Source organism: Moraxella sp. CTOTU48268, assembly GCF_032069585.1.
In the GTDB taxonomy this organism is placed as follows: Bacteria; Pseudomonadota; Gammaproteobacteria; order Pseudomonadales; family Moraxellaceae; genus Faucicola; species Faucicola cinerea.
In genome coordinates, this window is the sequence record NZ_DAMALV010000038.1 from 1 (window position 1) to 21,876 (window position 21,876).

Genomic DNA, 21,876 nt, shown 5'->3' on the forward strand with positions numbered 1-21,876 from the left:
TGTTCTACGGTCTGCGAGAAGTCAAAGGCTTAAAAAAACCGCCATCCACCTCTGAATTGGTAGATTGGATTAGTTTGCTGATGGCAGATGAGTTGCAAGCGGGCAGTCAAAATGCGATTGAGCGGTTGAAAAATCCAAGCGATAACTTACCGCCCATGGCGGGGGCGTTGCTCAAAAATGAAAATGACTTGAGTTTACTTGAACGTATGGGCTTTATGCTGCGTCGTAGTCGATAGGGGATTGGTGTGTTTATCAATCTTTTTTACACCTTACGCACTTATGGCGTGCCAGTTTCCACCCGTGAATTGCTAGACCTTTATGCTTTGCTAGAAACAGGCATTGTGTTTGCCGACCGTGAACAATTCTACGAGCTGATTCGCCTATGTATGGTCAAAGACGAAAAATACTTTGATAAATTTGACCGTGCCATGGCGGATTATTTTGAAGGTATTGATACACTCGACATTGACGAGCTGATGGCAAAATTGGGTAATATCCCCAAAGAATGGCTGGAACTTAAACTTGACCCCAACAATCTCACTGAAGCCCAGCGGCGCCTACTCAAAAAATATGGTTCGCTTGAAGCACTCATGAAAGCCCTAGAGGAACGCCTAAAAGAACAAAAAGAGCGACACCAAGGCGGTAACAAATGGGTTGGCACAGGCGGCTCATCGCCTTTTGGTGCGTATGGTGACCATCCAGAAGGTGTACGAGTAGGGGGTGAAAGCCGAAAACGTAGTGCCGTTAAAGTCTGGGAAGAACGGCGCTATCAAGATTTGGACACCGATAACCAGCTAGAAACCCGCTCCATGCAGATGGCACTGCGAAAACTGCGTAAATTCGCCCGTGATGGGGCGGCTGATGAGCTTGATATTGGCTCAACCATCAAGAAAACCGCGCAAAAAGGGATGCTCGATGTGCAACTGCGTCCCGAACGCCGCAATCGTGTCAAAGTGCTCATGCTATTTGATATCGGTGGTAGCATGGATAGCTATATCGAAGCGTGTGAGCGCTTATTTGCCGCCGCTAAAAACGAATTTAAGACGCTTGAATTTTTTTATTTTCATAACTGCGTGTATGAGTATGTTTGGACGGAAAATGCCCGCCGTAACGCCAGCGCGGTGCCCACATTGGATGTGCTACACAAATACGGCAGTGATTATCGGGTGATTTTTGTGGGTGATGCCGCAATGTCGCCTTATGAGTTGTTATCTGTCGGCGGCAGCGTTGAGTATATGAGCCAAGATACGGGGCAGGCGTGGCTAAAACGTATCACTAACCACTTTGATAAAGTCGCATGGCTCAACCCTGAGACACAAAGCTACTGGCAATATACGCAAACCATCGGCTTAATCAAAGATATCATGCAAGGTCATATGTACCCGATGACCTTGCATGGTATTGAAGATATGACCAAGTATTTAGCGCGGTAGTATTGTTAAGGCAATTAAAAAAGCATGAATTAATTTCATGCTTTTTTTGTGCTAAAAGGCTGCTAGTTTACCTAAAATCTGCTAGTAACCTAGAAGCTGCTAGTCAGCTAACATTAGTTTGGACCGGCCACACGCTCAATAACAACGTTGCCTGTACCCGTGCTTGCTAAGCCAATTTGTTTGGCGGCGGCATACGATAAATCTAAGACGCGATGGCTTGAGAATGGACCGCGGTCATTGACTTTTACCACAACGCTTTTGCCGTTTGATTTGTTGGTTACTTTGATATAACAGTTCATTGGCAATGAGCGATGGGCAGCCGTCAACGAATTGGAATCAAAAGTATCGCCGCTAGCAGTTTTACGACCTTGAAATTGACGACCATACCAAGAGGCGACACCCGTTTGGCTAAAACGATTGACCGTATTAGATGCAACGGCAGAAAGACGCTCTAACACGTCTGCATCTTTGCTAGCTTGTGAAGTGTCTTGGCTGATAAGTTGGCTTTCTAAGGCAAGGTTGCGAGGTTGACGCGCGGATTTGACTAAGTCTGATGCATTGTTGTGCTGGCGGGTTAACTCATTAAGTACGTGATCTAAATTGCTCGTGGCTGCTTGGGTAGTTGAGCTAAGCGCCGTTACGCCACAAAAGCAAAGTAACGTCGCTACGTTAGCTAAATTCGATTGACGTTTTGACATAATGTCCTCTGAACAATCGCTCTTTACGATGAGCGCCTAATGTTTGGGAGCCAATAAGCCTTTATATGTCATTAATACAAATTGCTTATAAGTCACCACGAAAATTTATTAGATTTAACAATTAGGTTACAAATTTTACTTTGTTTCGGTATGTAATTGTTCAATCTTGATGACCCACAATAAGCAATTACGCGGTTAAAATCACGATTTATTTAGATAAAAGGTATAAAAAAACAGATAAACGGTAAAACTATTAAGTTTTACCATCATAATTATTTAAAAATACTCATAAAAAAGATATCTTTTATGCTAACCATTCTACGTTTTTTACATTTAAAAATACCCAGTTACATAAAGAATTGTTTATAAATAGCCTATTTACAAACGAAAAATTTTTGAAAATAGTCTAAGAGTTATTTAACATTATGCGAGGCAATTGACATCACTAAACCAAATCCTGCCATTAAAGTAATTAACGCGGTACCGCCGTAGCTGATAAATGGAAGAGGAACGCCGACAACTGGTAAAATACCTGCCACCATGCCGGCATTTACAAACACATAGACAAAAAATGACATGGCAATCGCGCCAGAGAGTAATTTGCTATAGACAGCAGTATTGGAGTAAGCGATAAATAAGGCGCGGCATAAAATACAAAAATACAGGAACATCAGTAAACTGACACCGATTAAGCCAAACTCCTCAGAAAAAGCCGCAATGATAAAATCGGTGTGACCTTCTGGTAAAAAGTGTAGATGAGATTGTGTGCCTTGCAAGTAGCCTTTACCTGTGAGTCCCCCTGAGCCAATCGCGGTTTTTGACTGCATGATATTCCATCCAGCCCCCAAGGCATCGCTTTCAGGGTCTAGCAAAGTTAGGACGCGTTTGCGCTGGTAGTCGTGTAGCAGGTATTCCCAAGCCACAAAAACAAAGGGAATAAACAGCGCCACCGCAGCGCCAATCATCCACCAAGGCAAACCCGATAAAAACAGCACAAATAAGCCACTAGACGCCACCAATATAGAGGTACCCAAGTCGGGCTGCTCAGCAATGAGCAGCACCGGAATACCAATCGCCACCAGCGTGATAAGCACTGTCGATAAACTCGGCGGCAAGTCGCGTTTGGATAAAAACCAAGCAGTGAGCATCGGCATGCCAAGCTTCATAAACTCTGACGGCTGCACACTACCAAACCCAGGAATATCAATCCAGCGCTGCGCACCCAGACGCACTTCACCAATAATTTTGACCAATATCAGTAACGCCACGCCACCCACATAAAAAAACGGGGTAAAATCACGGTAAAGACTGGGCGGGATTTGCGCCATGACAATCATTACCACAAACGCGATGGTAAAACTAATGGTTTGACGGATGACCATCCCCATGTCTTGAGTAGAGGCACTGTATAAAATGGCTAAACCAAATAAAGCCGTGACAAACAATAGCATCAATAACCAAGGGTCTAAATGCACGCGCTGCCAAAAGGAGGGTAGACTGTCATTACCAAAGTGATGAGCTTGCCTAGAAAAACGGTACTGTCCAATCTTATCTACCATACACACCAAACATCAAATTAACCCGGTGACAATAAGTCTGTAAAAAGACACAAAAATAGGCTCAATAGTTTATATGGCTTAATGTGATTTTGGTAGTCTTAATAATGTAATAGTTTATAACACTTGTTTCGTAGAAATAAGTCACTATATTAAGTGAGCTATTAATTAAGCTTAATTATGAAGTGAACATAACTATTAAGTGAAAATTATCAAGTGGGCATGGTTACCTAAGCATATCAAGCCCACTTTTTTGACAATTGCTCATAAGTCCGTGGTGTTTTTCCATTTTGACGAAACGTGAATAGGCAGTCCATGACACATCAAAACAAGACCAACAATAAACCAAGCATTATCGAAGACAATGCGCAAACAGCCCAGTATGCCAATACCAATACCAAGAATATCAACACTACCAAGACTCAGAATACCAAAACCAAGATTTTAACAGGCATCGTTGGCTCAGGGACGATAATGACATTGCTTATCGCGTGTAATCACCCCGTTACACCCGTCGATAATCGAAAACCTACTACGCCCATTGTTCATAAAACCCAGCCAAACGCTAAAAATACCACCGTGACACAGACTGACAATATGCGCGGTCTTATTCTAAACCGTCAAAACCCAACCCGACCTACAACAGACTATCGCGCACTCAAAAATACCACACGATACAATAGTAACGTTGTCTATACCAATGATGCAGATTTTAAGGATTGGTTGGCTAGCCACAGCTACCAGCAATCAGAAGTGTTGGCGTATCAAAATTATTTGCAAAGCCAATTAGGCACCATTCCGCCGATGGATCAGTTAATCACGAGTGCCAGAGATGCGCGGCGCTGCGGTTTTGAGCCGTATGAAGTGCCGCCTGCATCGCTATGGCAAAATATCGTGCCCACCCTGCAAATGCTGCAGCAACTGCAAAAACAAGGTTATTTGCCGTATTCGACAGTGATACGCTCCGTGTATCGAAACCCTGCATTGAATGATTGTGCGGGCGGCGCTGGCGAGAGTAAGCACATGACCAATGGCGCAATTGATATTTGGATACCTGAAAACGAAGCCAATAAATGGGCGATAGAAAGTACCTTTGATGGGCTTTGCCAGTTTTGGCAGTCCAATGGGCAAGCCTATAGTTTTGGACTTGGCTTGTATCCGACAGGCTCGGTACATCTTGATACGCAAGGCTTTCGAAAATGGGGCGCAAGCCATAGTTCAAGCTCATCACCTTGCCGTTTTTAACCCTACCGCAACTGTTAAGCCGTTACCCTTGGCTAGTTAGCCGTTTTTGTTGTGTTTGGCGTGGCGTTACCAACTGTCACAATCAAAAACTTGTTAGGGTCAATGAGGTCTTTATAGCTTTGATTGACAGCGGTAAGGTCGGCGCGCTGCACGCGCGTCACATACTCGGTCAAGTAACTATCTGGCAGCTGATAAAACCCCATCATACCAACTGTAGCATTCATGGCGGCATTACTAGCAAAGCTGGTGGGAAAACTGTTGATTAGACTGTCTTTGGTTAAAGCTAATTCGTTTGGCGTTACCCCTTTTTCTAGCGTATTTTTGATGACTTGCTTGGTCGCCTCAATCGCTTCTTGCGACTTTTGGTTACGGGTAGAAAAACTAATGGTATAGCTACCTTGGGCAAGCATCGGCGTGGTGCTGCTATAGATGCCATAGGTGAGCCCACGTTTTTTACGGATGTCTTCCATCAATCTGGCTTGAAAATTGCCGCCCCCGACGATTTCATCTGCAATGGCAAAGTTGGTTTGATGCTGTAAGCCTAAAGTATCCACCACGCGTTTTTGACCCAATTGCCCCATCAATACGGTGGTTTGGGTGCTGTTAAATGGGATATGAATCGTTTTAGCGGCGTTCAAAGGTTTGGCATCGGCAAGCTTTGGGGCAGCTGTGCCAACGGGCATTTGAGCAGTTAGCTGATTGGCAAGCGTCCGCGCGCGCTCAAGACTGATATCGCCTGTAATGGCAATATTCGCATTCTTCGCCACCAAAAACTGCTGGCTAAAAGCTTTCAGATCGGTGGCATTAATTTTGGCAATGCTGTCTTCCGTGCCTTGGGTGGGGTGGGCGTAGGGATGATCGCCATAAAGCGCCTCAGCAAAGGCTTTGCTTGCGATGCTATCGGGGTCTTCTTTGGCCTGTTGCAGGCTGATTAGATACTGGGCTTTGGTACGTTCAAAATTTTTGTTTGGAAACGTAGGCTGGGTCATCATATCGCTCATTAAACCAAGCGCAGAGGATAAACGCGCCTCATCGGATAGACTGCGCAAACTCACGATAAACATGTCTTTATAAGCACGGGCAGATAAATCAATCCCAAGCTGCTCACTGGTCTCGGCAATCTCATCTTCGCTTTTATGGCGTGTGCCCTGATCCAGCATACTTGCGGTCAGACTGGCAATCCCAAAACCGCTTTTTTTAATGGCTTCATCGCGAGCTGAGCCTGCATTAAAATACACACTGACATCCACAATCGGTAAATTGTGGGTTTGTACCAAAGCGACTGGGGTACCCGAATCCGTCGTAAAGTGGATGATATCGGGTAATGTCACTTTTAACGGCGCTGTGGTTTTTAGACTGGTTAATTTGTCTAAAGCGGCAATGGGTGCACTGGGGTCAACATTGCCACTACTGTGAGCATCGCCATGGGTGGCAGGTTCAGCATGGCTCCCTTGCGTGGCAATGGTGGTCATTAGTAATAAGATTTTAGCTAAGCGTGGTTTCATTTTTTCCTCAACATTCTAAGGATGGTCTGACAAGCAATGTGGGCAATTTAAGTCAGGATAAGTTAAGTTACTGGTTTTGTAGTTATTTATTGGGTTTATTTTCTTTTACCACATTGAGCACGGTTAGATTGTTGTTAACCAAATATTTGCTAGCGGCAGCGTGTAAGTCACTTTCTGTGATGCTATCTAAGATTTTGGGCAGGTTAAACACCATCCGATCATCAAGCCCAATGCTGTTTAGACTGCCAATCATCTGTGCTTGTCCGCTGATACTATCTTGGCTATAAATTAAGCTGGTCATGGTGTTGGTTTTGGCACGGGTCAGTTCACTTTGTGCAATCGGTTGGGTTTTAAGCGCGTCAATCTCAGCAATGATTGCTTGTTTGGCTTGGGCAAGCGTAACGCCATCTCGCGGGGTAGCTTGGATTAAAAATAGCCCATCGCCCCGACTAAAGGCACTGTAACCACTGCCGACGGAGGCTAGTAGCTGTTTTTCCCGTACTAGGCGTTTTTCTAGGCGTGCAGATAGACCGCCATCGAGCACGTCGGCTAGTAGCGATAGACTATAGGCGGTTTTGGGGTCTTGTGCTGTGGTAAGCGTCGGCACGTTAAACGCCATCATGACCATAGGCACCTGTACCGGCAATTGGGTGGTTTTTTCTTGATAACCACGAAAGCCTGGCTGTATCACACTGGGGCGCGTTGGCAGGGTTTGCGGTTTTTTATCGGCAAAGTATTTTTTGACTTCATTGATGGCGTCTGTCGGATTGACATCGCCCACGATTACTAAGGTCGCATTGTTGGGCGCATACCATGTTTTATACCAATCAGTTAGGTCGTTTAAACCAATCGATTCGATTTCTGCCATGGGACCAATGACCGATTCCCCTTTGGGGTTATTGGGATAAGCCATTTTGCTAAACTGCTCATAGGCGCGGGCGTTGGGGTTGTCATCGGTCCGCTGGCGGCGCTCTTCCATCACCACTTGGCGCTCAGCGGTAAAGTCGCTGTCTTTTAGCTGTAAATGGGTCATCCGATCGGCTTCAAGCTCTAGGGCGAGCGCTAAGCGATTGGCAGGGAAAATTTCATAATATGCGGTGTAGTCATAGCTGGTAAAGGCATTATTGCTACCGCCAAATTTGGCAATAAGGCGTTCAAAATCTGCTGAGGACACGTTTTTTGTTCCTTTAAACATCATATGCTCAAGCAAATGTGACATACCGCCTAAGTTAGTGGGTTCATCCACGGCACCCACGCGATACCATACTTGGCTTATCACCACAGGGGAGCGATGATCTTCTTTGATTATCACCTTTAAGCCATTATCCAGTGTATATTCATGGCGCGTTGCTGCATTGTCGCTGTCAAAATCTGTGGTGCTTGGTGTTTGCTGGATTGTGTCAGTTACCGCGTTAGCAGTTGGATGCGTGTTAATAGGCGTATTCGCTACAGTCGGGGTGGTTTTGGCTGCGATGGTCTGCGCAGTGCTGCAACCTGATACACTGAGCGTATAGGTCAGGGCGGCAGCAAGGATGGTAAGATTACAAAATGTAGGCTTTGACACAGGGTTTCGGTTTAACATAGTTTCTCTTTAACTTTTAATCTTTAATCTGGTTTTTCTGATTGTGGGGCAATGGGGTTTACAGGCATTATAAAAGATAAACCATGATAACGGATGTTGGCATTGATTGCTATTTGAAAGGCCATTGCACGATTAAGTATGACTAAATACCACCTGCAAATTTTTAGCGCAGCAAGCTGTAAACGGACAGTTTTTTACAATACCATCAGTGACCTGAGTGTAGGAGATTGGCAGCATGTTTATTTCAAACTGCGAACAAACACTGTTATAATTTTATACATCTCAATATTTTAATGACAAATTTAACCATAGGCGATGATATGAGTAGCAACCAATTTAATAACAATGCTTCTAATAAGGTGGTAATTAATTTTAATAACCAACCGACTAATTTTGATGATGCTACGATGCCCAATCTGCCTGTGCAAGATGTGCCAATTATTGAAACGCCGCGTATCGCTGAAGCTGCCCAAACGTCAACGCTGCAAGCACCTGTGGCATCCCAATCTGTGTCACCAATACCGCAAAGCCAACACCAAGGTCAGCCCGCACCCACACAGCAGCCATCTGTCAATACGGCTGAGCCAACCGCAGAGCCTGAACAAAAAGGGGGCTGGTTTAGCCGCATGAAGCAAGGCTTGTCAAAAAGTCGTAAAAACTTGACCGAAGGCTTAACCAATATTTTGATTGGTGGTAAAGAAATTGATGATGAACTACTAGAAGAAGTCGAAGACCAATTGTTGGTCGCCGACATTGGGGTGAATGCCACCAATCGCATTATCAAAAACTTGACCGAGGCCACGGCTCGCGGTGATTTGATTTATTCGCATTCACTGTATAAAGCACTACAAAAAGAACTCACCGATATCTTGACACCGAAAGTTGCACCGCTGGTGGTGGATGCTAGTACAAAACCGTTTGTTATCTTGGTCGTTGGGGTCAATGGCGTGGGTAAAACCACCACCATCGGTAAACTTGCCAAACGTCTGCAAGGTGAAGGCAAATCAGTGATGTTAGCAGCGGGTGACACGTTCCGTGCGGCAGCCACTGAGCAATTGCAAGTTTGGGGGGAACGCAATAATATCCCTGTTGTCGCCCAAGGTCATGGATCAGACAGTGCTTCGGTGATTTTTGATGCCATTCAATCTGCCAAAGCCCGTGGCATTGACGTGCTGATTGCCGATACCGCAGGGCGTCTACAAAATAAAACCAATTTGATGGAAGAGCTGAAAAAAGTGATTCGCGTCATGCAAAAAGCCGATCCGACAGCGCCGCATGAATCCATGATAGTGCTTGACGCGGGTACAGGACAAAATGCGCTAAATCAAGTAGAAATCTTCAATGAAGCAGTGCCATTGACAGGCGTGACCGTCACCAAGTTGGATGGTACGGCAAAAGGCGGCGTGGTATTTAATATCGCTGAAAATACCAATGTGCCGATTCGTTTTATTGGCGTGGGTGAAAAAATTGATGATTTGCGCCCATTTCAAGCCGATGATTTTGTCAAAGCCCTGTTTGAAAAAGATGAGTAACTCATGTATCACTTAAATATTGCTAATAAGCAGATGACTAATATTGATAAAATTCAATTTAGTGAAGTGGGTTTTAGAGAGCGCCAAGATTTGCAAGAATGGATTGTGAGCAATCCAGAATGTCTTGGCGAGCCATTATTAATTATTCAAAAAGAATTTAACGGGTTTGACAATACGTCTGAAAGATTAGATTTATTGGCGTTAGATAAAAGTGGTAATTTAGTCATTATTGAAAATAAAACGGATAGTTCTGGTAAAGATGTTGTATGGCAGTCTGTGAAATATGCATCTTATTGCTCTCGACTTACAGATGAGAAAATCATAAATATGTTTGCTGACTATCTTAGAAAATATGATAGCCAAAACTCTGATGATTATATTGCAAGCGCTAAACAAAAAATAAATGAATTTCTTAGCGATAGCACAGAAGATGATATTGGATTAAATCCCAATGAAACTTCGCAACGAATCATTTTAGTCGCTGCTGAATTCCGTCAAGAAGTAACATCAGCTGTATTATGGCTGATGAATTTTGGTATTAATATCCGTTGTATAAAATGCCAACTTTTTAAATTTAATAATGACTTTTTCTTTGATACTCAGCAAATTATTCCTGTACCCGAAGTTGAAAGCTTTATGATAGATATTGCGGAGAAAAAACAAGAAGACATTCAAATCAAAAATAATAAACAAAGCGTACTAATAAGTTTTTGGTCGCAATTTATCAATGCGACTTTATCAAATGCTGAAAATTTATATGCTAATAGGACACCAAGTAAAGATAATTGGTTAGGTACTAAATTAGGAAATGGTGTCGGAATAAGTGTTGTAATTACAAAGGAATCTGTAAAAATTAGAGTTGAAATAAAAGGTAATAATAAAGAAGACACTTTAAAAATATTCGACTATTTATATCAGCATAAAGAAGAAATCGAATCAAAATTTCAATATCCTGTTAATTGGGAGCGTTGTCCTGAAACTGTATATAGTTTTATAATTATCACAAACGAAGCAGTTGGATATTCAGACAAGTCTGAATGGCGGGGTGCAAATGAATTTTTGATTGAAGAAAGTTATAAAATGCAGAAAATTCTTAAATCACTTCTAGATAAATTTGTCTTATAAAATGCTTACCACAAACTACCAACTATCAATCAAATTACCAACAATTACCCTTGTCGCACATAAGGGTTGTCTTATCGCGCTTGATTGGCAAACCCAAAAAACGCAAAAAATCCTACAACAATTAACTGCACAAGCGCACTATATACAAAGCAAAGATTTGGCTGACTCAGTAGATGACGATGCCAAAGTCTTACGAAATACCATCAGTCAACTTGACGAATATATTAATGGACAGCGACAAGTATTTGATGTGCCCATCGCCATAGCCACACCTTTTCAGCAAAAAGTATGGCAAGCATTACGACAAATCCCTTACGGTGAAACAATCAGCTATGCACAGCTTGCGCTACAAGTAGATAATCCCAAAGGCTTTCGCGCAGTCGCGCAGGCCAATGGCCGCAACCCACTAAGTCTCATCATTCCTTGCCATCGCGTGATTGCCAGCGATGGCAAATTGGGCGGTTATACCGGTGGGATTGAGATTAAGCAAACATTGCTTGATATAGAGCAAGCAAGTTATCAGCGATAAACAATTACCCAATGAGGCGTTATTCTTTGTCATCTGCGTCTTTTTCTTCCCAAGTTTCTAAGCGTTCATAAATACGACCATAAACGGTATTTTTACGATATTTGCCTTTTTTGGTCATCTCATCCGGCGCCAGACCCGTCAATAAATACATGGCTTCATTGACATGCTCTACGGCATAAATGGTAAATTTACCTGCCGTCACGCTATCGATGATATCTTGACGCAGCATCAATTGCGCCAAATTGGCTTTGGGTACAATCACCCCTTGTTTACCCGTCAAACCTTGCTCGACACACGCATCATAAAACCCGGCGATTTTGGCATTGACGCCGCCAACCGCTTGGACTTGACCAAATTGGTTCATCGATCCTGTAACCGCTAAGCTTTGATTAATCGGGGTTTGCGATAAGGCAGATAGTAGCGCGCAGGTTTCGGCTACTGTCGCGCTATCGCCATCGATACCGCCATAACTTTGTTCAAAAGCCAGCGATGCAGTAAAGTTGAGCGTGTGGTCTTCTGCAAACAGCGCTTTTAGGTAACTGCTCATAATCAGCACGCCTTTGGCATGGATAGAGCCGCCTAAATCCACATCGCGCTCGATATCAACAATATCGGCGTGCGCGGCACTGTGATGCACTGACGCCGTCAATCGTGCAGGCATCCCAAACTCACTATCTGCGTAGCTGATGACCGTCAGCGCATTGATTTGACCAATCGCTTTGCCTTGGGTGCTAATCAGCTGTTGCCCTTTTTCTAGTTCTTGCCAGAACAATTGCCGTAAATAGCCCGAGCGGTGGCGAATATCATCAATGGCTTGGCGGACGTGACTAGCGGTTACTGTGTTTTCAGGGCTAAGCTCTGTCTGATTGATGATAGCGTGACGATTGGCTTCGAGTAAGAGCTGCGCCAATCTGTCCCCATGTAGGCTTAACTCATGCTGGTCTTCCGCTTGCTCACTAAGATAATCTAATAAACATGCTAACGCGGTGTTATCAAACGTTAGCAATTGGTATTTGCTTATCATATCGGCAATTTTGGCGGTCATCGCTTGTTCGTTGGCGTGACTGCGTACCACGCGATCGTGAAAATCTGCACGGATTTTAAATACGGCATTAAATTCAGGCTCAAAATCTAGCAGGTCATAATACAAGTCTGGCTCACCGAGTAAAATGACTTTGACATCGAGCTTAATCGGTTGTGGCTCAAGGCTGATACTGCCGGTCAATGTCAGCATTTGCTCAAGGCTCGACATCTTGATTTGGCGGCTTTGCAGTGCGCGTTTAAGACCTTGCCACGCATACGGATATTCAAGCAAATTAGTTGCTTCAAGCACCAAATAACCGCCATTCGCACGGTGCAGTGAACCGGCGCGAATCAGACTGACATCCGTTGATACAGTACCCAAATGGGTAATTTGCTCGACATGACCGAGTAAATTTAAATGGGTGGGTAAGTCTTCAAACACAATCGGTGCGCCTTGATCGGGCGCATGGCTTGCAATCACATTGACAAAATAGCGCGCAGGCAATGGCGAAAAATGGCTGGGCAAAAACTCTTCATCATCTTCATTGATAATTCGTTCTACATGATTGACGATATCGTCATGCACGTCTTGCAAATACTTACGAACCTTTGGTAAGGCTTGATACTTGTCAAATAACGGCTCCATCAATGGTTTTAAGGTACGCCGAGTCAATGAGTGGTGTAGCGCTTGTAGGGTCTGATTGGCTTCATCTTCAATTTGCTCAAGCTCAACGGTCAGTTGGCTCAAGCGTTTTTGCATGTGGTTTTTATCTTGATAATTGGCAACATACGGCGACTTTGGGGTTAAGCCAAAGCTGGCTTGATTGGTTGCGCTCGAGGTATTATTAGTGGTGCTAGAGGTTTGATTGGCTTTAAGTGGTAAAACTGGTGCTTTACCACTGGATTTTTGGCGACCCAATTTATTAGCAGGTTTGATTGATAAATAACCATCGCTTGGCTCAATATCATTGTAACTGTCATTGTCATTGCCATCGGCTCGGTTGTCACTAAAATCAGATTTGATAAAAATCGGTTTATTGTCCGAAGGTCGCAGCGCCAATGCAAGTGAATACTGTTTGCCTTCTTCATGCAGCGCATGATAGACCTGTTCTTCACGAAGGCTAATTTCATTCTTTATGGCTTCTACTTTACTTTGATAGTGCTCACTGCGAAAACGCTGATTGAGCTGACGCTTGGTGGTTAGCCAAAAGGTTTTGACATCTTCCGCTAATTGCTTGCCCATGCCAGCAGGAAGGTCAAGCGCAATCGGAGTACGCGCATCAACAAAATTATGCACATACACCCAGTCATTGGGTGTGGGTTTTTGTTTGGCGTGTGCTTGAAGCAGGCGAGTGATTAAGGTGCGTTTGCCCAGTCCGTTTTCACCTGCAGCAAAGATATGATAACCATTGGCATTGATGTCAAGCGCAGTGGCAATCGCTTTACAGGCGCGCTCTTGCCCAAAGCCAATCTCAAGCGTTTTGGTATGGTGGCTATCTTTTGGCAAGGTCGCTGGGTCGGTATAACGGCGCAAGTGCGAGATTGCAATAGGCTGTAAATTTTCAGATTTGATGGTGTCGGTAATGATGGCAGAGGATTTTGAAGTCACAGGGGTAGTACGAACAGATTTTGCAAGGGTATTTTTCATAAAACAAGTTTCATCAACGCATTAAAAAGCGGTAGTGGGAAAGATAAACAATGACAGTGACAGTTAGAGTGACAGTGCTTAGGGTATAAGGTCTGAAGTCTAAGGTTTAGGGTCACTTATAGTTAACAGATAGGTTTTGGTAAGTGGTAATAAAGTATCAGTATGATGTGGTTTTTTGTTGATAAAATCAATGGCTATTTTTCGCGAATCGTTGCCTTAAGGTTTCAGCCGCAGTAATATAAAAGTTGATGGGCAAGTATTTGCTAAGATAACATATGGACGCTTAACACAATCGTTTGAGACAACAACATGGCTAAAACAGAAAACGGATTTATTTTAGCGCTGGATCAGGGCACTACCTCAAGCCGCAGTATCATCTTTGATAACCAATTAACACCCATCGCCATCGCCCAAAAGCCGCTTAATATCATCACCCCAAAAGCCGGGTTTATCGAGCAAAATGCCAATGACATTTGGCAAACCCAAATTAGTACCGCCCAAGAAGTGATTGCCAAAGCAGGATTATTGGCGACAGATATCTCAGCCATCGGTATCACCAACCAACGTGAGACCAGCATAATTTGGCATAAAAAGACGGGTAAGCCTGTTGCACCCGCCATTGTCTGGCAAGATAGACGTACCCATCAGTGGTGCAGAGACTGGCGTGATAAAGGCTTTGATGCCAAAATCCAGCAAATTACCGGATTACGTATAGATCCGTATTTTAGTGCTAGCAAAATTGTATGGCTGTTAAACCAAAACCCTAAGCTTCGCCAACAAGCGCTAGCAGGTGAGTTGGCTTTTGGTACCGTGGATAGTTGGCTACTGTTTAACATGACAGGCGAGCATAGCATTGATATCACTAATGCATCACGTACCATGCTGATGTCTTTGCAAACAGGCGACTGGTCTGATGAATTATTGGATTTATTTGATATTCCCATAACCATGTTACCCACCATCAAGCCATCGGATGGCGATTTTGGGATCACCAAACAAGGGATGTTTGGCAAACAAATCCCAGTCACGGCAGTGCTAGGCGATCAGCAAGCGGCATTGTATGGGCAGGGCTGTAACCGGGCTGGCATGGCAAAATCCACCTATGGCACCGGCTGTTTTTTATTAATGAATACCGGTGATAAGCCCTGTGTCAGTCATCAGCAATTACTCACCACCGTCGCCTGGCAAACCACAGAGGCGAATCACACTCGTCAACCTAACCGGCATGAACCCTCAGGTAAATTGCCCAACTTGTTAAAACCTTTACAAAATTTACAACGAAATAAAAAAACAAGCTTCACGCAAACACAATATGCGCTTGAAGGCAGTGTGTTTATGGCAGGTGCCATCGTGCAGTGGTTACGCGATAACTTAGGTATGATAGCGCGCAGTGAGGACGTTGAAACCTTGGCAGCGCAAGTACCAGATAGCCAAGGAGTGACCTTGATTCCTGCTTTTACCGGGCTTGGCGCACCTTACTGGCGAGCAGATGCCACCGCAAGGATTATTGGGCTGACACGCGGTACTACCAAAGCGCATATCGCTAGAGCCGCCTTAGAAGCGATTGCGCTGCAAGCCTATGATGTGTTAATCGCCATGCAAAAAGACAGCCCTGTGCCACTGCACGAACTGCGCGTGGATGGGGGCGCTGCCAATAACAATATCTTAATGCAATTTCAAGCCGATATACTCAATGTCCCTGTGCTTCGACCAACGACCACTGAGAGTACCGCAAAAGGGGTGGCATTATTGGCAGGGCAAGCGGTGGGGCTATATGATGACAGTAGCATTGGTGAAAGTTGGCAGCTAGACCGTATCTTTGAGCCTAAGATGGCATTGTCTGAGCGCCAAGCCATCGTGGAGCGTTGGCAGTTTTATATTAATCAACTATTAAACGAACAAAATTAAAGCAAGAAAATCATTAACATCGCTCTAAAAAAATAAAAATAATCTAAAAACAAATAGTTAACTATATGAAAATTTTTTTTAAAGACTCGACACGAGAGTGATTTTCGTTAGCAATTAAGTGCATTAAGTAAAAAAAAGCACTTTATGTACCCAATTTTTAAACCCTGCTTAAAAATATCAGCAAATTTTGGCTAAAAATAGTGATTTTTTGTGTAGAAATTGAATAAAAAAATGTATAATGCTCCAAAATTCGACACTGTGTTGACAGTGATAAAAGTTATGAAGATGAAAATCAGGAAATTTTTTGGACAATGTTGGTATAAGCAAGCAGGGATAACTGGTAACTAAACATTAAGGATATGACAGTGGACAATCAATTTGTTATCGCTACGGCAAATTTACTCAACTTTGCATTGCCCAATCGGGTTTTTTATCGAAACCAAGACGCGTATACGCCGCAGCAATATCAACAAAAAATCAATGCACTTGCCCCCATTTTTCGTCAATTGCAAGCTGATATCATTGGTTGCCAAGAAATTTGGGATGAGCAAGCACTCATTGACTTATGTCGTGCAGCCGGTCTCAATGACTATCATGTCACTGTGCCACTAGCCAGCAATCAGCCAGACAGTCCATTAACCCAAGGGCGAGGCGCAATTGGTACCCCGAGCGTAGGTTTGGTATCGCGTTTTGAGATTGTTAATACGCAATTGCTCACGCAGATGCCTGCGATTGCGTTGTTAGACGTTCCTGATGTTGGGCTTTATCAACAATTTAACCGTCCCCCGCTGATTGCCGACATCAGATTGCCAAATGGCATGGTGGTCACCGTGATTGTGGCGCATCTAAAAAGTAAACGCCCTGAGTTTTTAGAAAACGCGCAAGGCGAGCCGTTAGAAGATCGCAATGATCCGCTAATTCGAGTCCGCGCCAAGCTGCGCAGTCTTTGTATGCGGGCAGCGGAAGCGGCAGGCATTCGCCAAGTGGTCATCGAAAAACTGTCACACAACAACCATCCGCTGATTTTGTTAGGGGATATGAATGATGTGATGCAAAGTGTCACTTGTCAGCTTTTAAGCGAATCGGGCGAAGTATTTTATGATAAGTCGATGCGGGATATCGTGCTGTATGATGCCTCTACGATACAAAGCCGTATGCACTGGCTGAAAGATGTAGCCTACACCCATATCCACCAAGGTATGCCAGAAGTGCTTGACCAAATTTTGGTATCTGAACAGTTTTTAGCTGATAGTAAATTTAATATTGGTGAAGTATTACAAGTTGATTATTTTAATGATCATCTCAAATTTATTGTAGAACAACGCCCAACCGATCATGGATTGGTACGGGCACAAATTAAACTTTATTCATAATTAGTCGATAGAGAGGAAATATGTCAAGCGCTTATGATGAAAAAATTGAGGATGTGTTAGTGGACTCTGAGCTCGCTCGCCGCTTGGTTCCTAACAAATTCAAGTTCACTAGCCAGCAAGGTCGTCTGCGTCGCCAAAAATTATTAGCCGCTGCCAAAGAGTTGAGCGCGACCCGACCTGTCAGTGAGATTAGTTTGGCTGATGTGTGTGAACGAGCGGACATTCCCAGAGCCTCAGCATATCACTTTTTCCCAAACGTTGAAGCGATTTTTTTGGCATTACGTTTTTTAAATGCGATAGAAATCTTTAACAAGCTTGAAAAAGTCGATGCCAAACAATTTAGTCGCTGGCAGGCTTATATCACCACAGTCATTGAGACAGGCGTTGATATTATTCAATCTGATTTAACGGTTGCCCGTTTGATTTATGAGACCAATACCCCAGATTTTGAGGGCAATGCCTTTGGCAGTGAAATCGAAAAAAGCCTTGCCCAAATGGTGTATAATAAATTGTCTGAGCGCTATAAAATGCCAGCTTTAGAAACCATTCATCAACAATTGTTAGTCGCATACGGTATTATCAATGGTATTTTTATTTTAGCCTATCGTTCAGAAAAAGAAATCACCGATGCCTATCGTCAAGAAGCGATTACGGCGGTGATTGCTTATCTACGTTGTTATCTACCTGAAAATTTGCCAAAAAACGACTAGTTTTATAACTTACTAGGGTTATAACCGATAGGCAATAAAATACGCAATAAAAAACCCATCAGCAAGATGGGTTTTTTACTTAATAGAAAATCTAAGCTTAGATTTTGTTTTCAGTTTTTTGTGCGGTAGTGGTTACGGCGTCACCTGTTTTTGATACGTCTTTACCAAAACCTTTGATTGTATTACAACCTGTAACAGCAAACATAACAGCGATTGATGCAGCGATTAATTTTTTCATTTTAAGTTTCCTCAGATATATCCATTATTTTTTAACAGTTTTTAGCTACCAGATTAAATCATGCGACTTTACTGACTTATAGAAGTTAAAATAAAGTAAAACATGCTTGGTAGAGTCATGGTAATGCAGGTTAGTCTAACGTCGCTATAGCGTTAATGTAACCAAAACTATCAAGTTGTAAAAAAAACTTAAATTTACGCAATAAGTATAGGTTTTTTGTAAATTAATCTTCGCATTTATCGCTTTTTTATTTCAATCTGTTTTATTTTAATCTGGTTAAGGATGTCGACATGATTCATGTAATATTAGTTGAACCCAAAATGCCAAGCAACACAGGCAATATTATTCGGTTATGCGCCAATACGGGCGCAACCCTGCATTTGGTTGAGCCACTAGGGTTTGAGTTAGAAGATAAAAAATTACGCCGAGCAGGGCTAGACTATCATGAATGGGCAGATGTCAAAGTACATGCTAATTGGCAGGCTGCACAAGACAGTCTAAGTCAAAGTGGGGTACAAAGAATTGTTGCCTTGACCACCAAGCTTAGCAAACCTTTATATGATGAAGATTTTGCGCAAGTGGCAAATATCGCTTTGGTATTTGGGTCAGAGACGGCGGGATTACCCGAGCCAATTCGCGCGGCAATTGGGCAAGACAACTGGTTGCGTTTGCCTATGTTGCCGACCTCTCGCAGTCTGAATTTATCTAACAGCGTGGCAATTACATTATTTGAAGTTTGGCGTCAGCAGGGGTTTGGCGGTGATAACGGTCACAGTATCGGTTATGACAATCTCGTCCCTTATGACCCAAAATAACCGCAAAATTTACAAGCAATTTGCAGGTTTTGGCAACCCTGCAATGCGGTTGACATGACGCGCGACAAGACCCGTGTTAAACATGGCTTGCAGTTTGGTGTTATCAATCGCCAATGAAGGCAATTGCTTAGATAAAAACTTGATTAAAGGACGGGTCGTCGGTGGATGGCTGTATAAATCATAATATTGACGTACTGCGTCTATGATTTGATAGTGCTCAGGGGTTAACGTGACATCCAGCGTGTTCGCCAATTGTTGCGCGATATCTGGTGACCATGTTTGATGAGCTATCAAATGACCGTCTTGGTCAAGGGCGGCTTGGTCAAGTTCGAAAAGTTGGGTCATAGTGTTTATAAGTCAAAAGTGGTATCAAAATTAGGCGGTGTGGTGGGCTGTAGCGCTACTTGAGAATACCAATCAAAGTCTGCTGATAGGTTGGCTTGCCATGCTTTGAATCTATCAAAATCCGCTAGCGCCAGCCAAGCGGGCGCCATATCATACATATCAAGGGATGCTAGCATATGGGCAAGCTTGCCCGTAGGCTCATCAAGTAGTAAGTTTAGCATGCCATCACCGATAGTCAGCTGAATTTGGTGGTCAAACGCCGCCAGCGCAAACGCCATTGATAAGGCTTCATGACAAAGCAAAAACGTGTCAGCGTGAATATTAATGATAATTTTCATAGTAAATCGCTATCGCTAAACCCATCCCAATTAAAACTGATAAACCGTTTTTGCTCTGTGCAGATGCATGGCTAATTCACCCAAACCGACTAATTCAAAGCCATCTGCTAAATTGTCACCTTGTAGCTGATGTCTAGTCGCATTGTCAGCATCTGTCACCCCGCGAGCCAAAGCGGCACTCACACACACTTGAATGGTTAAATCATGACTCATAGCAAAGTGTTGCCAATTTTTTGCCATATTTTCGATATCATCTGGCAGCCAAATTAATCGGTTGGCCAACATCACCGCATCACTATATAAGAAAATTTTAAAATCGGTAGTAGTTAACGGGTTTTGCTCAACGGTTGTTTTACTATCGTTTGCCCATAGCGATTGGGCACATTCAAGCGCTCGTTTGGTGAGCGGATGACTAGGGGCATGTGTCATCAGTATCACAATTGGTGTATCTAACGTCGAAGTATTTGGCATGGCGGTATTATTCGATGTAGTTATCAAATCAGTCATTTAACCATCTATAAGGCATTAATCTATAAAGTGCAATATGCCCGCTATTTTAGCAAAATCGACCCCTATTTGCGATGCAATTGTCATCAAACTGTTATCAAATTGACATGAGGTTGTCAATGGCGGCTTATAAGCTTAACCCATACAAAGGATTGATTTAATTTACCGAAACGGCTTTTGTAGTCAAACAAAGCAGTCGGTTGTAATGGTTGATAACATACTATGAGTGACAACACTGTAAAAACTAATTTGTACCAGGCTTCGTCTGACACTCAGGCGACGTCAGCAAATCACATGAATCTCTCTACTCAAGTTGCAGGTACACCTTTTCATGACAATAGGCCATCATTGCATATCGCTTTGGTGACTGAAACTTGGCTGCCCGATATCAATGGGGTAGCCTCAAGCGTTTATCAAATCATGCGCGAACTCAAATCGATGGGGCATCGCATCACTTTGATTCGCCCCAAGCATAGCGATGAAGTCGAACAACATACCCTAACGACAGGGCTTAACACTGCGGCTGTTACCACTGATTTGCAAGTGCCAAGTTTGCCCATTCCTTATTACCCGCATCTGCGCATGGGGCTGCCTTGTTACCGATTTTTAACGAAGCAGCTGCGCAAGCTTCGTCCTGATATCGTACATATCGTGACGGAAGGTCCTTTGGGGCTTGCGGCGTTGATTGCTGGCAAACAGCAAAGAATTAAAGTCTCTTCAGGTTATCACACCGCGTTTCATGATTTTAGCCGATATTTTGGTTGGAAAGTAATCTCAGTGCCTCTGCTTGCGTATATGAAGCGTTTTCACAACCATTGCAATGCCACATGTATTCCAAGCCAGACCACCCAACATCAGCTGGCTGAATTTGGTTTCAAGCATTTGTACCAAGTCGGTCGTGGCGTTGATACAGCGCGCTATGCACCGAGCAAACGTAGCCAAGCATTACGGCAGAGCTGGGGCGTGGGCGAGGGTACCACAGTGTTAATGTGTGTGAGCCGTGTTTCCCCTGAAAAAGGTATGGATACCGTCATTAAAAGCTTCAAAGCGCTACAATTACAGCAGCTGCATCGTCATGTTAAATTAGTGATTGTCGGTGATGGACCATACAAAGAAGCGCTGGTTAAACGGCATGCCAATGATACAAGCATTATTTTTGCAGGCTTTAAGACAGGCGAGGCGCTGGCAAGTTATTATGCCAGTGCCGATGCTTTTGTCTTTGCTAGTCAAGTGGAAACTTTCGGTAATGTCGTCACCGAAGCGATGGCATCGGGGTTACCAATTTTTGCTTATCATGATGCGGCTGCGGCGCTGTTGGTGGATGATAGTTGTGGTAAAACCGTACCGCTTGGGCAAGAACAACGCTTTGTAGAGATGATTGGTGAATTGCCCAAACAACAACAGCTTGATCAGATGCGACTAGCTGCACGACACAAGGTAGCCGCTTTTTCTTGGCAAAAACCTGCCCAAGAAATGTTGACCATGTTTTATGAGGTGCTATCAATCCAGACCAATCCCCTAACAACTAGCCCAGTGACACCAACTATTTTGTCTTCTCAATCAATAACTCAACATCCGCTAGCGGATTCGACAATCGCCCCCACACCTGAGTCAGTTCCGCCGACTGTCAGGGCAAAAAACCACCCACGATATAGACATTCACCCCAAAATAGCCACTCAACCCAAAATAGTCACCCAACCCAAAATAGTCACCTAACCCCAAGACCCGCTGAATCTGCTGCGTTTTTTTCCAAAACGTGATGTTC

19 protein-coding genes and 1 pseudogene are annotated in these 21,876 nt (G+C 43.6%); 11 read left to right on the top strand and 9 right to left on the bottom strand.

The window, feature by feature from the left end; translation table 11 throughout:
- Together RT143_RS10385 and RT143_RS10390 are read left to right on the top strand one after the other, a co-directional pair.
- Positions 1-236: pseudogene (locus tag RT143_RS10385) on the top strand (AAA family ATPase); the annotation flags it as partial.
- Between the two features lie 9 nt (positions 237-245).
- Positions 246-1,433 (top strand): vWA domain-containing protein, encoded by a 1,188-nt coding sequence (locus RT143_RS10390; RefSeq protein ID WP_313092911.1) that lies wholly within the window; start codon positions 246-248, stop codon positions 1,431-1,433.
- Between the two features lie 113 nt (positions 1,434-1,546).
- Here the strand turns inward: RT143_RS10390 and RT143_RS10395 are convergent, their stop codons facing one another.
- Positions 1,547-2,131 (bottom strand): septal ring lytic transglycosylase RlpA family protein, encoded by a 585-nt coding sequence (locus tag RT143_RS10395; protein ID WP_099833790.1) that lies wholly within the window; start codon positions 2,129-2,131, stop codon positions 1,547-1,549.
- Between the two features lie 413 nt (positions 2,132-2,544).
- Positions 2,545-3,690 carry a rod shape-determining protein RodA gene (rodA, locus tag RT143_RS10400; protein ID WP_313092912.1) on the bottom strand — a complete coding sequence of 382 codons (1,146 nt, stop codon included), beginning with the start codon at positions 3,688-3,690 and terminating at the stop codon, positions 2,545-2,547.
- A gap of 312 nt (positions 3,691-4,002) precedes the next feature.
- Between rodA and RT143_RS10405 the strand changes: the two genes are divergently transcribed.
- A complete protein-coding gene (locus tag RT143_RS10405) occupies positions 4,003-4,932 on the top strand; it encodes a D-Ala-D-Ala carboxypeptidase family metallohydrolase (RefSeq protein WP_313092913.1) in 930 nt (309 codons plus the stop codon).
- Between the two features lie 32 nt (positions 4,933-4,964).
- On the opposite strand, the gene RT143_RS10410 is transcribed toward RT143_RS10405, so the two are convergent.
- A complete protein-coding gene (locus RT143_RS10410) occupies positions 4,965-6,437 on the bottom strand; it encodes a M16 family metallopeptidase (RefSeq protein WP_313092914.1) in 1,473 nt (490 codons plus the stop codon).
- A gap of 82 nt (positions 6,438-6,519) precedes the next feature.
- Positions 6,520-8,019: a M16 family metallopeptidase gene (locus tag RT143_RS10415; RefSeq protein ID WP_313092915.1), complete on the bottom strand. Its 1,500-nt coding sequence runs from the start codon at positions 8,017-8,019 to the stop codon at positions 6,520-6,522.
- A 626-nt stretch (positions 8,020-8,645) separates the two neighbouring features.
- On the opposite strand from RT143_RS10415, the gene ftsY reads away from it, so the two are divergent.
- Genes ftsY through RT143_RS10430 form a run of 3 tightly spaced genes read left to right on the top strand, consistent with a single transcriptional unit; the run spans position 8,646 to position 11,205 of the window.
- Entirely contained in the window at positions 8,646-9,551 is a 906-nt protein-coding gene (gene ftsY, locus RT143_RS10420) for a signal recognition particle-docking protein FtsY (RefSeq protein WP_050324519.1), read from the top strand.
- A 3-nt stretch (positions 9,552-9,554) separates the two neighbouring features.
- Complete coding sequence (locus tag RT143_RS10425; protein ID WP_313012832.1) at positions 9,555-10,676, top strand: DUF4268 domain-containing protein; 1,122 nt, start codon at positions 9,555-9,557, stop codon at positions 10,674-10,676.
- 1 nt (position 10,677) lies between these two features.
- Positions 10,678-11,205 carry a methylated-DNA--[protein]-cysteine S-methyltransferase gene (locus RT143_RS10430; protein WP_313092917.1) on the top strand — a complete coding sequence of 176 codons (528 nt, stop codon included), beginning with the start codon at positions 10,678-10,680 and terminating at the stop codon, positions 11,203-11,205.
- Positions 11,206-11,224: 19 nt separating this feature from the next.
- Here RT143_RS10430 and RT143_RS10435 read toward each other — a convergent pair whose 3' ends face one another.
- A complete protein-coding gene (locus tag RT143_RS10435; RefSeq protein WP_313092919.1) occupies positions 11,225-13,876 on the bottom strand; it encodes an AAA family ATPase in 2,652 nt (883 codons plus the stop codon).
- Between the two features lie 309 nt (positions 13,877-14,185).
- Here RT143_RS10435 and glpK point away from each other — a divergent pair, with 309 nt between their 5' ends.
- From glpK to RT143_RS10450, 3 genes are all read left to right on the top strand, one after another.
- Positions 14,186-15,784 (top strand): glycerol kinase GlpK, encoded by a 1,599-nt coding sequence (gene glpK, locus RT143_RS10440; protein WP_313092921.1) that lies wholly within the window; start codon positions 14,186-14,188, stop codon positions 15,782-15,784.
- Between the two features lie 365 nt (positions 15,785-16,149).
- Positions 16,150-17,157, top strand: coding sequence for an endonuclease/exonuclease/phosphatase family protein (locus RT143_RS10445; protein WP_409519714.1), 1,008 nt, complete (start codon positions 16,150-16,152; stop codon positions 17,155-17,157).
- Between the two features lie 20 nt (positions 17,158-17,177).
- Positions 17,178-17,867, top strand: a complete 690-nt coding sequence (locus tag RT143_RS10450; protein ID WP_060994913.1) for a TetR/AcrR family transcriptional regulator — start codon at positions 17,178-17,180, stop codon at positions 17,865-17,867.
- 97 nt (positions 17,868-17,964) lie between these two features.
- On the opposite strand, the gene RT143_RS10455 is transcribed toward RT143_RS10450, so the two are convergent.
- Complete coding sequence (locus tag RT143_RS10455) at positions 17,965-18,105, bottom strand: entericidin A/B family lipoprotein (protein ID WP_065263488.1); 141 nt, start codon at positions 18,103-18,105, stop codon at positions 17,965-17,967.
- Between the two features lie 290 nt (positions 18,106-18,395).
- On the opposite strand from RT143_RS10455, the gene RT143_RS10460 reads away from it, so the two are divergent.
- Complete coding sequence (locus RT143_RS10460) at positions 18,396-18,920, top strand: tRNA (cytidine(34)-2'-O)-methyltransferase (RefSeq protein WP_313092924.1); 525 nt, start codon at positions 18,396-18,398, stop codon at positions 18,918-18,920.
- 9 nt (positions 18,921-18,929) lie between these two features.
- On the opposite strand, the gene RT143_RS10465 is transcribed toward RT143_RS10460, so the two are convergent.
- Genes RT143_RS10465 through tusD form a run of 3 tightly spaced genes read right to left on the bottom strand, consistent with a single transcriptional unit; the run spans position 18,930 to position 20,110 of the window.
- Positions 18,930-19,265, bottom strand: coding sequence for a TusE/DsrC/DsvC family sulfur relay protein (locus RT143_RS10465; RefSeq protein ID WP_313092926.1), 336 nt, complete (start codon positions 19,263-19,265; stop codon positions 18,930-18,932).
- 5 nt (positions 19,266-19,270) lie between these two features.
- On the bottom strand, positions 19,271-19,603 hold the full coding sequence (locus RT143_RS10470; RefSeq protein WP_313092928.1) for a hypothetical protein: 333 nt from the start codon (positions 19,601-19,603) through the stop codon (positions 19,271-19,273).
- A gap of 30 nt (positions 19,604-19,633) precedes the next feature.
- Positions 19,634-20,110, bottom strand: coding sequence for a sulfurtransferase complex subunit TusD (gene tusD / locus RT143_RS10475; protein WP_313092929.1), 477 nt, complete (start codon positions 20,108-20,110; stop codon positions 19,634-19,636).
- Positions 20,111-20,404: 294 nt separating this feature from the next.
- Between tusD and RT143_RS10480 the strand changes: the two genes are divergently transcribed.
- The gene (locus RT143_RS10480) at positions 20,405-21,871 is read left to right on the top strand and encodes a glycosyltransferase family 4 protein (RefSeq protein WP_313092930.1); all 1,467 of its coding nucleotides are present in this window, start codon (positions 20,405-20,407) and stop codon (positions 21,869-21,871) included.
- Positions 21,872-21,876 lie beyond the last annotated feature (5 nt).